A 15729-nucleotide genomic window follows, 5' to 3' on the forward strand; every position below is an offset into this window, starting at 1 on the left:
TGTGTCGCATCTACCGCAAGGAATCAAGATTTCTTATTAAGATGGGGCGCTGGGTCTAATATGGTCCGGCTATCCTCATCATACGGGAGGATATGTGATGAGGCAGGATGTTGCAAGGAACTTTGAAGAGGCTAAAAAGCTCTATGGGCAGCATGGCATCAACGTGGACGAAATCTTGACGGAGCTTGAGCGCATCAAAATCTCCATACACTGCTGGCAAGGAGATGATGTCCGAGGATTCCTGTTCCGTGATCAGGAGTTGTCCGGAGGCATCTCCGTGACCGGGGAATATCCCGGGGCTGCAGGTACGCCGGATCAGCTGCGGGCCGATCTGGAAAAAGCGATGTCGCTCATTCCTGGATCCCACAAAGTGAACCTTCATGCAATCTACGCGGATACCGACGAGTCCGTTGATTTGGATCAGCTCGAGCCGAGGCACTTCCAGTCTTGGGTGGATTGGGCCAAGGAACAAGGCATTGGTCTCGATTTTAATCCGACCTGCTTCTCCCACGACAAATCGCAGGATGGGTTTACGCTGAGTCATGCCGATCCAGCGATCCGTCAATTTTGGATTGAGCATTGCAAGGCGTCGCGAAGAATCGGGGCTTACTTCGGGGAACAGCTGGGTCAAACCTGTGTAACGAATATCTGGGTTCCAGATGGATACAAGGATATGCCGGTAGACCGAATGGCGCCGAGGCAGCGGCTGAAGGATGCGCTGGATGAGATTTTTGCTGAAGAAATGAATCCGCAATGGAACCTCGATGCCGTCGAGAGCAAGCTGTTCGGACTAGGCTCCGAGGCTTATGTTGTGGGTTCCCACGAGTTCTATATGGGGTACGGCATTCGAAACAACAAGCTGATCTGCCTGGATGCGGGCCACTTCCACCCAACCGAGAGCATTGCCGGCAAACTGTCGTCGCTTGCTCTTTTCACCGATGGACTTCTTCTCCATGTCAGCCGGCCAATGCGCTGGGACAGCGACCATGTCGTCATCATGGATGATGAACTGATCGAGATTGGACGCGAGTTGGTTCGCAATAACCTGCTGGATGTAACGCATATCGGACTGGACTTTTTCGATGCCAGCATTAACCGCATCGCGGCGTGGGTTATTGGCACACGCAATACGATAAAGGCGCTGCTGCGTGCCAAGCTGGAACCCAACGATAGGCTGAAGCAGGCTGAACTTGAAGGTGATTACACGACCCGCCTGGCGATATCGGAAGAGTTTAAGTCCTATCCGTTTGGAGCGGTGTGGGATTATTACTGCGAACGCATGGGTGTACCTATCAGAGAAGAGTGGCTGTCCGAAGTGAAACAGTATGAGCAGGATGTATTGCTGAAGCGTTCGTAAGCATGAGAAGAAACGGAGTACCACTCGGGTTCGTGCCCGATTCGTTGATTTTGATCTGACAAGGAGGCTGGGGAGTGTTGAGCATTCTTGCATTTGATTTGGGCGCAAGCAGTGGCAGGGCCATGCTGGGTCAATGGAACGGCCGTACCATCGACGTAACGGAAATCCACCGTTTCCCGAACGATCCGGTTCGAATCGGCGACCGTTTCCAATGGGATATATTACGGATCTACCACGAGATGAAGCAGGGCTTGCTCCGGTTGAAGGGTCAGCATAACTTGCCGTCGAGCATCGGCATTGATACCTGGGCGGTGGATTATGGTCTCCTGGATCGGAGCGGGGAGCTGCTCATGAATCCGTATCATTATCGGGACGCACGCACAGATGGCGTGATGGAACAGGTCTTCCGGGATGTGCCGCCTGCCGAAATTTTTGATCGGACGGGGATTCAGTTCCTCTCGTTTAACACAATCTATCAGCTGGCTTCATTGCAGCGGCAGAAGCCCTACGTGCTTCAAGAAGCCGAGCGTTTTCTCATGATTCCCGATTTGCTGCGGTACTTCTTGACTGGCGAGATGGCAAATGAATTTACGAATGCTACCACGACGCAGCTGTTTAACCCGCTTTCGGCCAGCTGGGATGATCATCTCTTGAAGTCATTAAATATCCCTCCTAAGTTATTTCATCCTGTTGTTCAACCCGGTACGCTTGTTGGGGCTTTGAGGTCATCCGTAACAGAGGAGCTGGGGATTCCATCCATTCCGCTCTATACGGTTGCAGAGCATGATACGGCTTCCGCCGTTGTCGCGGTTCCGGCACTGGAATGGTCGTTTGCTTACCTAAGCTGCGGTACCTGGTCGCTGATGGGAACCGAAGTCGATCAGCCTGTCATTCATGAACGGGCGAGAGAGCTGAACTTCACGAATGAGGGAGGAGCGTACGGTACGTACCGGCTGCTCAAGAACATCATGGGACTTTGGATTCTGCAGGAATGCCAGCGGACCTGGGGACGGGAAGGGTTAACGTACTCCTACCCCGAATTGGTTAATATGGCGGATGCGGCGCCAGCATTTGCTTGTTTCATTGATCCCGATGATCCTGTATTCCTCCCTGCAGGTGATATGCCGAAGCGGGTAGTGGAATATGCGGCCCGCACGAACCAGAGCGTTCCGCAGGGGATAAGTGCTCTTGTGCGCTGCATAATGGAGAGCCTGGCTATGCAATACCGTTATGTGCTGGAGTTGACTGAGGAATTATCCAGGCAAAAATTTCAGGGCTTGCATATGGTAGGCGGTGGCATTCATAATGAAACATTATGTCAGTGGACTGCGAATGCGATAGGGAGGCCCGTATGGGCGGGTCCCGCGGAGGGCAGTGCTATCGGCAATATGGCCGTGCAGTGGATCGCGCAAGGCGAGCTGTCCGATATATGGGAAGCACGCGCAGTCATTAGAGAGTCCTTCCCGGTCAAGACTTATGAGCCGAAGGATGTTCCCTTATGGGAGGATGCTTACGGAGTGTTCGGTCAGCGGACCGGGAAGCGATAGAATATATGAACAGTAAGGATGGGCGGTATGATGCTGGTTGCAGAACGATATGAGAAAATAGTACAGTTGGTCAACGAAAGAGGGAGCATCCGAGTCTCTGAGCTGAGTCAGCTCTGCGGTGTAACGGAAGAAACGATTCGCCGCGATCTTGACAGGCTGGAGCAGGCAGGGCGCCTGCGCCGTTCCCATGGCGGAGCGGTTAGCGTGAAGGATCAACCGGAAATTCAGCGGTCGCAGCCGGAAATACCGTATGCTGAGCGGGAAATCATGCATGCGCTGGAGAAGCAGCGGATCGCGGAGGAAGCGGTCAAGCGAATCCATCCGAATGATCGCATCCTGCTGGATGCAAGCTCTACGGCTTGGTACATGGCGAAAATCATACCGGATATTCCGATTACCGTGTTGACGAATTCGATTAAGGTGGCTGCTGAGCTGAGCACCAAGGAGAGGGTTCAGGTGATCTCCACAGGCGGCATTCTGGCTCATCGCTCCCTGTCCTTTGTCGGTCCGCTTGCGGAACGCTCGCTGGATGCTTACTACGTGGATAAAGCCTTTCTGTCATGCAAGGGTGTGCACATCGAGCGGGGCCTTAGCGAATCCAATGAGCTTCAAGCGAGAATCAAGCATAAAATGATCGGAATGACGGATGAGACCATTCTGCTCGCCGATGCCAGCAAATTCGGCACGCAGGCTTTTGCGCAGGTTGCCGATCTCTCCCAAGTGAATCTGATCATCACCGATCGCAGCTTGAAGGAAGAGGAAGCGGCACCTTATCGAGCATTGGGCATCAAGATCGAATCTGTATAGAGCAAGCTGCTATAACATATCAACATGGAATCCCCCCGTTCCGGGGGGGTCTTGCTAGAGGCCGATTCTTCGGTCCATATCCTGATGATTAGCGGGGTGAAGAGGTTGAAGATTTCATTATTTGTCACTTGTCTCAGCGATGCCTTGTTCCCGCGGGTAGCTGAATCGATGGCAAGATTGCTGGCAAGGTACGGGGTGCAGCTGGAATTCCCGGAAATCCAGACTTGCTGCGGCCAACCGGCCTACAACAGTGGTTATTGGGATGATGCGCGCATAAGTGCCAAGACGATTCTGGACGCATTTGACGATAGCGACTTCGTTGTGTCCCCTTCCGGCTCCTGCACGTATATGATTCATCATTATCCGGATTTGTTTAAGGACGATCCCATATACCTGGATAAAGCGAAAGCGCTTCAATCCAAATGCTACGAGTTTACGCAATTCCTTGTTGACGTGCTGGGCGTGACCGATGTAGGCGCCGTTTATCCACAAAAGGTAACCTATCATCCTTCCTGTCACGGAAGCCGTCTGCTCGGCGTTAAGGAGCAGCCAATGAAACTGCTCAATCACGTCAAGGGGCTGGAGCTTGTACCCTTGCCTTTTGCCGAGGATTGCTGCGGGTTCGGTGGAACGTTTGCCGTGAAAATGGCGGACATTTCTGGGGCCATGGTGACAGAGAAAAGCGATCATGTGCTGGAGACCGAGGCGTCTGTGCTTGTCGGTCTCGATATGGCCTGCCTGATGAATATTGCCGGCAATCTGCGCCACCGGGGCGAGAAGGTTCAGGTCAAACATTTGGCCGAGCTTCTGTATGAGGGGGTGAGTCTACATGAGCACAGCTGAATCGAAAGCGCAGACAGTTAAGGAACGTGCAGGCTACGCGCTTAATAATGATTTTCTGCGCAATGCGGTGAAGTTTACGACAGAGCGGCTGCGGCTTGGCAAAAAGCTTGCGTCGGAGGAGCATGGCAACTGGGATGCGTGGAGGGAACGGGGACGCCAAATTCGGCTTCATACCATCGCTCACTTGGATTATTACTTGAATGAGTTTGCTGAACAGGCCAGGGCGAACGGAGCCCATGTCCATTTTGCGGAGACGGCGGAAGAAGCGGTCGCGATCTCCCTGCAGATTGCGGAGCACAAATCGGCCAAGTCCGTCGTAAAATCAAAATCGATGGTGACCGAGGAACTGCATCTGAACAAGGCGCTCGACTCGATCGGGGTGGAGGCCGTTGAAACGGATCTCGGTGAGTATATTATTCAGCTTGCGGATGAAACGCCATCTCATATCATCATTCCTGCCATCCATAAGAACCGCTATCAGATTGCGGAGCTGTTGTCCGCAGAGGCAGGCGAAACGCTGCCGCCCGATACGGCGATTATGGCCGGCTTTGTCCGCATGAAGCTGCGCGAGAAATTCCTTGAAGCGGACATTGGCATGACGGGTTGTAATTTTGCGATCGCCGAGACGGGCTCGATGGTATTGTTCGAGAATGAGGGCAATGCCCGCATGGTGACGACGGTGCCAAAGACACAGATTACCCTGATGGGCATGGAGCGGATTATCCCGTCATGGGCAGATCTCGAAGTGATGGCTACCTTGCTGCCGCGCTCGGCGACCGGTCAGAAGCTGACGGTCTACATGTCCGGAATCAGTGGTCCGAAGAGAGAATTGGATGCCGATGGACCGGACGAAATGCATATTATCATCATTGATAATGGACGTTCTCTCCAGCTCGGCGACCCCGAATTTCAGGAGCTGCTCAACTGCATACGCTGTGGCGCATGTCTGAATGCTTGTCCTGTATATCGCCATATTGGCGGGCACGCCTATGGAGGCACATATAGCGGCCCCATCGGTGCCGTATTAACACCGGCCTTGAACAAGAATGTCGCGGAATGGGACGATATCGCCAACGCATCCAGCCTGTGCGGCGCCTGTTATGAAGCATGCCCCGTGAAGATTCCGCTGCATGATATGCTGGTATCTCTGCGCCGCCGGAAGATTGAAGCTGGGCGCGGTGACAAGCTGGAAGCGATGGGAATGAAGGGCTTCTCGGCGATTATGGGGAATGCCAAGCGTTACCGTAGTGTTGTATCCCTTGGAAAGTGGGGGCAGAAATTGGTGGTGCGAGGCGGGGAGATCCGAACGCGGATCGGTCCTTTGAAGGGGTGGAATTCGTACAGGGTAACGCCGAGTCTCCCTAAGGAATCCTTCCGTGACCGATGGCCGGAGATGGAGCAGGATATTCGCAGAACCGCCGGGTCGATGGACCCTGAAATCGCAAACCGATTGAAGGAGCGGCTTCAGCAGCAGAAGACCGGAAAGGGGGAGAATGCCCATGACTAATGTAACCGATCGCAGCTGGCTGAACCGACTTGAAGAACAGTCTCGCAAGAAGCAGGAGCAGTTCATGGATGGAATCGCCGCGAAGCTGGGGAGAGACCGGGTTCGCACCGCCCCGGAGCACCCTTTCCGCGGTGCCCCCGACTTCTGGAATGAATTTGAGTGGCCGCTTGAGGGGAGGATTACACAGTTTACCGCCAACTTTGAAGCGGCCGGGGGCCATGTGGTAAGGCTGAGCAATCGCGAAGAGGTCAGCCGGTTTATCAGGGACAAAGCGAAGGAGATGAGTGCGGCTACGATTCTTCGTCAGCAGGAAGAGGCGCTGGACCGCCTGGGGCTGGAGGAAAGCCTGCCGGAGGCACTTGTTCTCTCCTGGAATGATGCAGCCGACACGGACTGGAGGGCTGTAGCGGCCAGAGCCGATTTTGGCGTCGTCATGGCGGATTACGCAGCGGCTTATACCGGTTCAATTACGGTGAAATCGGCCCCGCATAAAGGCAGATCCGTCAGCCTGCTGCCGACCGTGCTGATGGCTATCATCCCCGTAGAGCGGATGGTTACCCGACTAGGCGAGATTCTGGTTCAGTTCGATCAGGCTGGACGTGAGCAGCTGCCAGCGGGAATCCATTTTATCTCGGGTCCGAGCCGTTCCGCCGATATTGAGAACGATCTTACGATTGGCGTTCACGGACCAGGTATCGTGTACGCCCTGCTGGTTGATTCCTATGAGTATTAACGAATAACACAGAATACAGGATTAGCCCCAAGCGAGAGCAGTTACGACATGCTCAAGGCTTGGGGCTAATTTATGATGATGGATGTATTAGTTTGCAGTAAACTGAAAATTTCGATAAACATCCTCCAAACGCAGTCTGTTTAATGGGAAAGCGCGTCGATAGATGTTTTTCTTCATATGAGGTTATTTGCCTTTACGTGTCAGTTCGGCCAGATGGTCCCATTGCTCATGCGTTACTTCCGCCAAGTCATTGAATTGCCCCGCACCCCTCAGCCATTCGCCGCCATCGATAGTGATTACGTCGCCATTAATATAACCGGCATAATCGGATATGAGATACGCGGCCAGATTCGCTAGTTCCTCTGCATCCCCTACGCGTCTTAGGGGAATGCGGTCGATCATTTTTTGCTCCAGGTCCGGTGTGGGCGATAATCTTGACCAGGCGCCTTCGGTCGGGAACGGACCTGGGGCGATCGCTACCTGACGGATACCGTAAGGGGCCCATTCCACCGCGAGAGAACGTGTCAGCGCAAGCACGCCCGCTTTTGCGGCTGCCGAAGGGACCACGTAGCCAGAGCCTGTCGAGGCATATGTTGTGACGATGTTGAGCATCGTTCCGCTTTTGCCCTGTTCAATCCAGCGTTTGCCGACTTCAAGGGTTGCGTAGAAGGTGCCGTGCAGCACAATGTTTAGCACGGCATCTACAGCCCGAGGGGAGAGACGCTCCGTGGGGCTGATAAAATTCCCGGCTGCATTGTTGACAAGCACATCAATGCCTCCGTAATGCTGCTCTGCGGCTTCAACAAGAGCCGAGATCTGCGCAGGGTCCCGTACATCGCAGCTCTTGTACCATACCTCGCAGCCCTGCTGTCTTAGTTCTTCAGCAGTTTGCTGCAGAACTTCCTCACGGCGTCCGCAGATGGCGAGTTTGGCGCCAAGCCGGGCGAATTTCTCCCCCATGGCGCGCCCCAGCCCCGTGGCGCCTCCTGTGATCAATACGACTTTATTTTGAAGCAAATCGTCAGTGAACGGTCCCATCGATGGTTCTCCTTTCAAGCAGATATGGAGTAGCGTAGCGAATCCTCTGTACACATCCTTTATTGGCAGGCTGCATTAACATCTGGCAACATTGGTGTTGCAACCGCTTACTTCCAGCGTAACATGGTTAACGCTTCCAGTCATCACATTCTTTAAGTGATTCCCGATTGCAACCGGACAAGGTGATGGAGCGAATACCCTCCACTAAAAAAACCTCATTATCCAACGAGGGATATAGAGAATAACATCCAGAACCAGAGAGGCGTTACCAGATGAATTTTCTAACTTGGTTCGTCCGGGCCAGTTAATCTTTCTCATGATATATTTACCTCATTTCAAATGAATTTGTTGGAATTAAAATTCCAAGTGCTTGCAGCTTTTAAATGTCATGATCGTTAATTTCATTATCACACCAACTAGTATTGGAAACAAATGATCTACCTCTCTACCCAATATGTGTAACGATGGCCTGCAATACCGAAAACGAACCCATGATCAGACCGCCTATTATGATGATCACAGCCCTGAATTTAATTTTCAATAAATCAATATCATCTTGTTCTACATCCTCAGGAATTCCATTGAACATTCGTAACCAATCATTATCTGGATGATTGAAGACATACAGGCCGAACAAAACGATCAGAACGTTGACCGTTATGATCAGAGTATAGAGTATTAGTAAATACATTAGATCAACCCCTTAAAGTTAAATACGCAGGAGTCAAATGGAGGTTCCAGTATATGGGGGGGAATGGAATCCGCCTTTTTCAGTTTCAGAATGGGTTTGCTTGGTTAGGTTAATAAGAAATGCTGGTTAAAACGAGACATCGTCGTAAATTCTACATCTTATATATCACACTGCCACTGACCATGGGATTTTGATTACATCACGAGATGAGGAACCTGACATGATTCTGAAATCACTGACGGAGCAGCTGATACTTAAGACGATAACGGGCAGTACTTCCGTGGATATCACGAACCTGGAAACAGATTCAAGAGAGATCCGGCCTGGTGGCCTGTTTGTCTGTGTTCCGGGCTTTAACGTGGACGGCCATGACTATGCCCGGCATGCGATACGCAACGGCGCTGTTGCCATCGTAGCTGAACGGGAGCTGCCAGTGCTTCCAGGAAACGTAACGCGTATAACGGTACCGGATACCCGAAGAATCCTACCGATTCTCGCAAACGCTTTTTTTGGAGATCCCACGCAGCGTTTGAAACTGATCGGAATTACCGGGACGAACGGCAAGACAACGACAACCCATATGGTAGAAAAAATACTTAATGACGCTCACCGCAAAACGGGCATTATTGGCACACTGTACATGAAGATCGGAGATCATATGGAGAAGACGCTGAATACCACGCCGGATACGATCCAGCTGCAGCGTTATTTTCACACGATGGTCACTCATGGCGGGGCCTATGCCGTGTTGGAAGTGTCTTCGCACGGATTGGATATGGGGCGAGTGCGTGGATGTGATTTTCAAACCGTGGTCTTTACAAATTTATCGCATGATCATCTGGACTTCCACCAGAATATGGAGAGCTATCGCAATACGAAGGAGCTGTTGTTCGCCCAGCTCGGTAACAGTAACCGTGATATGCTGAAGAAGGCCGTCCTGAATGCGGATGATGAAGCATCGTCCTATTATGCAAAACGTACATCCGCACAGATCGTAACTTATGGCATTCATAACGAGGCTGATGTTCGGGCGACGCACATTCAAAACATGCGGGAAGGCTGCACATTCCATGTAGAAACGCCATGGGGACACGGCGTTTTCAGTCTGAAGGTGCATGGTGTTCATAATGTGTATAACGCACTTGCTGCCATGACCACTTGTTTGCTGGAAGGGGTAACGCTTGAAGAAATCCGTAGAAGTCTTCACCAATTTGCAGGGGTTCATGGACGATTTCAAGAAATAGAAACAGGACGAAGATTTCACGTGGTTGTGGATTATGCGCATAATCCAGGTGGACTTAAGGCAACTTTGCAATCCGCCAAAGAAATCACTTCAGGCAAAATGATATGCGTGATGGGCTGCCGGGGCGAAAGAGATCGCTTGAAACGTCCGCTCATGGCGGACATTGCAGCTTCGTATTCGGATTATGTATTGTTCACGACAGACAATTCGTTCTCGGAGGATCCGGAGCAGATTATGGCTGAGATGCTGGGTGGCTTAACCTCGCATGAAGCGGGAAATTGGGAGGTTATCCTGAATCGTAAAGAAGCCATTCAACGAGCTGTGGAATTGGCCGGTGACGAGGACAGAATCATTATTACCGGACGAGGACATGAGACCCATTATGTAGCAGGCAGCCAGATCGAATCGTTTAGCGATGAAGATATTGTGTTGCGTTCCTTGCAGGACATGGAACAAGGCATCCAGATGATGACACCGGAGCTATAAAATTACCCGGGAGGTGCTGGATTTTGAAAAGAATGGTGGTTGGGGCAACTTTGATTGCTGTTTTGCTGCTTCTTGCTGCCTGTACACAGTCTTCTCCTTCTAAGGAAGAAGGGAGGCAGGAAGACCGTCGGGAGGAAAAAAATGATTCCGCTTATCAAGCGCTTGCAGAGCAGTTGAGGACACCTTGGTCTATCGATTTTGACGGCGATACGATTTATATCAGCGAGCGAGAAGGAAATATCGTTCAGATCAAGGACGGCACTTTTACCAGACAGTCGGTACATACCGAGAAGCCGGTCGCCCATCAAGGAGAAGGCGGATTTCTGGGCTTTGCGTTAGCTCCTGATTTTCAGAATTCCGGCAAGGCCTTCGCCTACCACACCTACAATCAGGGGGAAAAAGTCATGAACCGGTTGGTCCTTCTGAAGCAGGAGGGGAATCAATGGACAGAGTCGCATGTTTTTCTTGAACGCATTCCCGGCTCCAACGTACATAACGGCGGCAGAATTGCGATCGGACCCGACGGGATGCTCTACGTAACGACGGGAGATTCGGGTGAAGGAGAGCTTGCGCAAAACCAGGAGAGTCTGGCAGGCAAAATATTGCGATTGACGCTGGATGGCAAGGTCCCGGCGGATAATCCGACTGCAGGCTCTTATGTCTATACGTTAGGGCATCGGAATTCGCAAGGCTTGGCTTGGAATTCGGAAGGTGAATTTTACAGCTCAGAGCATGGACCGTCCGGTACACCCGGCGGACATGATGAGATTAATGAGATCACGGCTGGCAGCAATTACGGCTGGCCCGAGATTATCGGAGATGAACAGCAAGAGGGCATGAAATCCCCGCTCTACCACAGCAGCGAAACGGCCATTGCTCCTTCAGGCATCGCTTTTGATGAGGAGGATGCTATGTACGTGGCCACCCTTCGCGGCCAGAAGCTGTACCGATTTCAGCCGGAGAATGCCTTCCTTGAGTTGGTATTGGAGGGTGAGGGTCGATTAAGAGACGTCAAAGTCCATGACGGCAAAACCTATGTCATTACCAACAATACCGATGGTCGGGGGGTGCCCTCCGATCAGGATGATCGGCTGCTGGTACTGAAATAATTCAAAGAATTGTACATGTCTTGCAATTTGAGAGAATAAGATAGGGCAAGTACAATACAAAAAAGGCCCCTTCCTGTATGGAAGGAGTCTGAAGTGGAAATAACAGATATTATGTTTGTTTGGCTTCGGTTTGTTTTCGAATACGGTAGACGCATTTTTTGTCGCCCTTGGCAAGGCACTCGGTACGTTCCACATCTGCCTCCAGCAAGGATTGAAACAGGTCAAGCTCACAGCGGCATGCGTGTTGGTACCGGTTGGCTACCTGGGATATGGGGCAGTTCAGTTCTTCGAGGAGATATTCTTCTTCGTTGACTTTTTTGTAATCCACCATATATCCATTGTCATTCTGCACCTGGGCCAGGGCTGCAACCCGATCTTCGAGCGCATCGGCTTTCACCGTAGGCGTGTACTTGTTCAGCAATGTATCCTTACGCTTGTCGAACAGCCGTGAAATCATTTCATCACCGGCCTCGTCCTGCAGCTCGTTCAGCAGATCGAGTGCAAGCGCATGATAGTTCTTAGGGAAAAAATCTTCGGCGGATTCCGTAAGACTATATAAGGAGACGGGTCTTCCCATCGGTTGTTTCACGGTTCGATAGGTGATGTAACCCTCGCTCTTCAAGCTCTCCAGATGGCGCCGAACGGCCATCCCTGTTATGCCCAGTGCCTCGGTAATGGATTTTGTGCTGAGTTCACCATTTATTTTTAACATTTGCATGATATACTCGCGAGTACTGTATGCGACTTCTTGATCCACTATAATCACCGCCTTGTTTCTCGATGAATGCTTTCTTTTTTAACAAAAAAGGTTAAAAAGCAATATGTCTCATCTTATGTCTTTACTTTCTATAAGTCAACCGGAATGGCTGTTTTGAGGCTATCATCACGCGGTTTATTGACAATTGGCATGATTAACCACATAATTATGATATATTTTAGTATAAAAAGTATAGAAAAATAAGGAATTGATGAAGTTTAAGCTTTTTGCAATGATAGCCAGTCGAATGTTTGAAAGATTATTACACTCGGGAAGGTGGAATACGGATGTACGTTATTGGCTCAGCTTGTATTGAAGAGAAAGCGGGAGAATGCGTTGACGTTTGCCCTGTGGATTGCATAGAAGAAGGAGATGACCAGTTCTATATCGATACCGATATTTGTATCTCCTGCGGGGCTTGCGAAGCGGCTTGTCCGGTTGCGGCCATTTTCTATTTTGAGGATCTGCCGGAAGACCAGAAGCATTATTTCGATAAAGCGGTTGAATATTACAAAAACAAGTAGGGCGCTCCGGTTTGAGTCTATCGGGCGCTTCGGTTTGAGGCTATCCGCTCTGTTGTCCGTCCGTTTCCAGAATGAAATGGTAAGGTAGAAACGGACTCCCAAAGGATCTGCTATCCTCAAACCTCCGCTGGTGGGAAAGATCAAAAGATTAAAGATAAAGAGATAAGAGATTAAAAGATTAATTAAAGATAGAAGACTAGACATTAAGAGCAAGTAAACAAATAAAGGCGGCTAAGATAATTAGTCGGAAAATTGAGCGTTATTAACCTGCTTCATGATAATCAAAATGCGTGTTCTCTATACATAAGCCATCCGGGATCATTTGAGGGTCAACCTCGAATTTATTTCTCGGGTGGTTTAATTCGTTTTAGGCGGATCATGCAGGGAAGCAACTAAAGGACCTGGGATAATACCGAAATAATCATATATTTCCTCCTTTTGAAGCCATCCGGGATGAAGAATGTTCCAATCATTCGTTTCTCGGATGGCTTTATTTATGAGGTGGAACGACGTTGTTATCTACATTTTAGGAGACTCCGTGTTAAGTTGATGTCATGTTGTGCGCGAAGTGTGGTCATCTGTATGTATGCACGAGATTGAATTTCTTTCGCAAAACATTGAAACACTTACATTTCCAGAAACAAAAAAATAATAATTTAAATGTGTCATATATATTGACACATTTACAAAACACGTTTTATTATTAATATCACTGGAGAATAAAAATAATAAATTTGATAATAATCACGGTTTTTTGATGATTTCGGATCGTTTTATTTGGAAAAATGATCTAATTAATCTACTGGTGAAATTAAATAGGGGATGTCTTCATGAAAAAGCATGATCAAGACTTTATGAAGCGGCAGAACAGACTCACAGTATTCCAAATCATCAAGAACGAACAGCCGATTTCAAGAGCAGCCATTGCCAAACAGACGGGAATGAGTCCGACAACGGTCAGCCGGATCGTGTCAGAGCTGACGGAAGAAGGGTACGTTCACGAAACGGAAGAACAAGCCTCGGCCGGACGCGGAAGAAAGTCTTCCTTAATAAGACTGCTGGATACGGCGGTCATCTCGATTGGCGTTGAGCTCGATCGCCATCAAGCCAATATTGGCTTCATCGATGTTCAGGGAAATGTACTGTGCAGCGGAAGTTTTCCGAGATCGTCGGAGGATACGGCAGAAGCCACGGTGGCTCGAATTGCAGACACCATTGAAGAACTCATCGCGGAATGCGATATCGATCGCAGACGGGTGGTGGGCATGGGCGTGGGACTGCCGGGCATCATCGATGTTGATGCCGGGGTCGTCAATTTCTCGGTACAGCTTGGTTGGAAGAATGTGAGGCTTGCCGAGAGGCTCAAGGAATTAACCGGGCTTCAAGCGGTGGTAGACAATGAGCTGAAGGTAAAGGCATTGGCGGAGCAGCTTAAAGGCTCGGCATACGGCTCCAACCGGACGGTTCTCCTTGGGTTCGGTAATGGCGTAGGCTCAGCGCTGATCCTGGAAGGGGAGATTTACCGCGGGGTGACCAATAGCGCGGGGGAAATCGGACACACGACCGTTGATCCTGAAGGTATGATGTGTGACTGCGGAAAAGCCGGTTGCCTCCAAACTTATATCAATATACCGTCCTTGTTGTCGGAAGCCAGCAAGATTCAGCCTGTTCGTACGATTGAGGAACTGTATGCGGAAAGACGGGCTGGAACACGATGGGCGACCTATTTAATCGATAGGGCACTCGCGTATATGGCGATTACAATTAATAACGTCGTCAGCATGTACAATCCGGACAGCGTCATATTGAGTGGTGAGATTCTGGACAAGTTTCCTGAAGTATATGAAGAGATCATCGACCTGTGCTACTCACAGTATATCTGGGAACCGCTTCAGGATTCCTTCACGATTGTCCGCTCCGAGCTTCACGAGCATGGGGTCATCATAGGGTCGGGACTTGTCGCACAGGATCGTTATTTTCGATTGAATTAATACAACTGGAGATCGGGGGAGCAAAATCATGGGATTTGTGCCATTGGTAGAGGAGTATCGCGGAAACGTACTGGAGAACATCCACTACGGAGCGATCAGTGTTGTAGACGAGAACGGAAAGGTGGTTTATGCAGCGGGTGATCCGCATCATATGACCTTTCTGAGATCGGCGGCTAAACCGTTCCAAGCAATACCGGTAATGAAACGCCGGATTGACGAGGTGTACGGACTTACAGGGGAAGAAACGGCCTTGTTTGCCGCTTCCCACCGGGGCGAACGATTCCACATTGATGCCTTGGAATCTATTTTGAAGAAAACCGGGATTCAGGAAGATACGCTACACTGCTGCGCAACTTATCCATTGAACGAGGATGCCAAGGCGCAGCGTCATCGCGATCATGAGGACAAGCGGCGGATCTTCCATAACTGCTCGGGCAAGCACAGCGGCTTGATCGCTTTGTGTAAGCATATGGGCTGGGACGAGAGCACGTATTACAAGCCGGAGCATCCGGTTCAGCAAGAAATCATCGAGACGCTGGCTTATTTTGCTGAAGTTCCGGTTTCCTCGATTCCGCAAGGCATTGATGGCTGTGGACTTCCCATCTTCGCGCTTCCGCTGGACCGTATCGGATACGCTTTCCTTAAGCTGGCTTGCCCTGATTTGATCAAGGACGCAGAGACGGCGGATGCAGCAGCCAGAATGGCAAAGCTGATGAATGAGTATCCGGATATCATTGCAGACACGAAGTTTGTGTGCTCCGCATTGCTCCGGGACCACAATCTGGCAGCCAAGGGCGGCGCCAAGGGTGTGTACGGCATCGGACTTCGGAAAGAACGCTTGGCGATCTCGCTTAAAGTGTCCGATGGCTCCGAGCAAGTATGGCCTTGCATTATCGCTTCCATCCTGGAGCGTCTCGGCTACAGCGATCAGGCTACGATCGACCGGTTGTACGCGCTTGTTCCAAATGAGATTTTCAACGATGGCGGTACGCTGGTCGGGAAGCGACGCGCGGTGTACGAATGGAATGTTTAAGCTGTGAGGAACTCAAGGCGATTGGCAGGATGTTATATGCTGAAGCGGCGAGTGAATCTATAG

The 15729-nt window shown here is 50.4% G+C and carries 14 protein-coding genes; 11 read left to right on the forward strand and 3 right to left on the reverse strand.

What is annotated here, in order from left to right; genetic code table 11:
• The first annotated feature begins 97 nt into the window (after positions 1-97).
• The 6 genes from rhaA to J7E85_RS00725 all read left to right on the forward strand — a co-directional run bounded on the left by rhaA (position 98) and on the right by J7E85_RS00725 (position 6794).
• Positions 98-1357: an L-rhamnose isomerase gene (rhaA, locus tag J7E85_RS00700; protein ID WP_215153991.1), complete on the forward strand. Its 1260-nt coding sequence runs from the start codon at positions 98-100 to the stop codon at positions 1355-1357.
• A 77-nt stretch (positions 1358-1434) separates the two neighbouring features.
• Entirely contained in the window at positions 1435-2904 is a 1470-nt protein-coding gene (locus J7E85_RS00705; RefSeq protein ID WP_215154590.1) for a rhamnulokinase, read from the forward strand.
• A 30-nt stretch (positions 2905-2934) separates the two neighbouring features.
• Positions 2935-3711, forward strand: a complete 777-nt coding sequence (locus J7E85_RS00710) for a DeoR/GlpR family DNA-binding transcription regulator (RefSeq protein ID WP_076322195.1) — start codon at positions 2935-2937, stop codon at positions 3709-3711.
• A 105-nt stretch (positions 3712-3816) separates the two neighbouring features.
• Positions 3817-4554, forward strand: a complete 738-nt coding sequence (locus tag J7E85_RS00715) for a (Fe-S)-binding protein (RefSeq protein ID WP_215154592.1) — start codon at positions 3817-3819, stop codon at positions 4552-4554.
• Complete coding sequence (locus J7E85_RS00720; protein ID WP_215153992.1) at positions 4541-6061, forward strand: LutB/LldF family L-lactate oxidation iron-sulfur protein; 1521 nt, start codon at positions 4541-4543, stop codon at positions 6059-6061. Before J7E85_RS00715 ends, J7E85_RS00720 begins: the two co-directional genes overlap by 14 nt.
• Positions 6054-6794 carry a LutC/YkgG family protein gene (locus tag J7E85_RS00725; RefSeq protein WP_215153993.1) on the forward strand — a complete coding sequence of 247 codons (741 nt, stop codon included), beginning with the start codon at positions 6054-6056 and terminating at the stop codon, positions 6792-6794. The genes J7E85_RS00720 and J7E85_RS00725 overlap by 8 nt, the downstream gene beginning before the upstream one ends.
• 183 nt (positions 6795-6977) lie before the next feature.
• Here the strand turns inward: J7E85_RS00725 and J7E85_RS00730 are convergent, their stop codons facing one another.
• Together J7E85_RS00730 and J7E85_RS00735 are read right to left on the reverse strand one after the other, a co-directional pair.
• A complete protein-coding gene (locus J7E85_RS00730) occupies positions 6978-7832 on the reverse strand; it encodes an SDR family oxidoreductase (RefSeq protein ID WP_215153995.1) in 855 nt (284 codons plus the stop codon).
• A 445-nt stretch (positions 7833-8277) separates the two neighbouring features.
• A complete protein-coding gene (locus J7E85_RS00735; protein ID WP_215153997.1) occupies positions 8278-8523 on the reverse strand; it encodes a hypothetical protein in 246 nt (81 codons plus the stop codon).
• 220 nt (positions 8524-8743) lie between these two features.
• On the opposite strand from J7E85_RS00735, the gene J7E85_RS00740 reads away from it, so the two are divergent.
• Entirely contained in the window at positions 8744-10252 is a 1509-nt protein-coding gene (locus J7E85_RS00740; RefSeq protein ID WP_215153999.1) for a UDP-N-acetylmuramoyl-L-alanyl-D-glutamate--2,6-diaminopimelate ligase, read from the forward strand.
• A gap of 32 nt (positions 10253-10284) precedes the next feature.
• Positions 10285-11361 (forward strand): PQQ-dependent sugar dehydrogenase, encoded by a 1077-nt coding sequence (locus tag J7E85_RS00745; RefSeq protein ID WP_215154594.1) that lies wholly within the window; start codon positions 10285-10287, stop codon positions 11359-11361.
• Positions 11362-11470: 109 nt separating this feature from the next.
• On the opposite strand, the gene J7E85_RS00750 is transcribed toward J7E85_RS00745, so the two are convergent.
• Positions 11471-12118, reverse strand: a complete 648-nt coding sequence (locus tag J7E85_RS00750) for a helix-turn-helix transcriptional regulator (protein ID WP_076322011.1) — start codon at positions 12116-12118, stop codon at positions 11471-11473.
• A gap of 287 nt (positions 12119-12405) precedes the next feature.
• On the opposite strand from J7E85_RS00750, the gene J7E85_RS00755 reads away from it, so the two are divergent.
• The 3 genes from J7E85_RS00755 to J7E85_RS00765 all read left to right on the forward strand — a co-directional run bounded on the left by J7E85_RS00755 (position 12406) and on the right by J7E85_RS00765 (position 15666).
• Positions 12406-12642, forward strand: coding sequence for a ferredoxin family protein (locus J7E85_RS00755; RefSeq protein ID WP_015736133.1), 237 nt, complete (start codon positions 12406-12408; stop codon positions 12640-12642).
• 830 nt (positions 12643-13472) lie between these two features.
• Positions 13473-14633 (forward strand): ROK family transcriptional regulator, encoded by a 1161-nt coding sequence (locus tag J7E85_RS00760; RefSeq protein WP_215154001.1) that lies wholly within the window; start codon positions 13473-13475, stop codon positions 14631-14633.
• A gap of 28 nt (positions 14634-14661) precedes the next feature.
• Complete coding sequence (locus J7E85_RS00765) at positions 14662-15666, forward strand: asparaginase (protein WP_215154003.1); 1005 nt, start codon at positions 14662-14664, stop codon at positions 15664-15666.
• Positions 15667-15729 lie beyond the last annotated feature (63 nt).

This window comes from Paenibacillus sp. ISL-20 (assembly GCF_018613005.1).
Lineage (GTDB): Bacteria > Bacillota > Bacilli > Paenibacillales > Paenibacillaceae > Paenibacillus_AQ.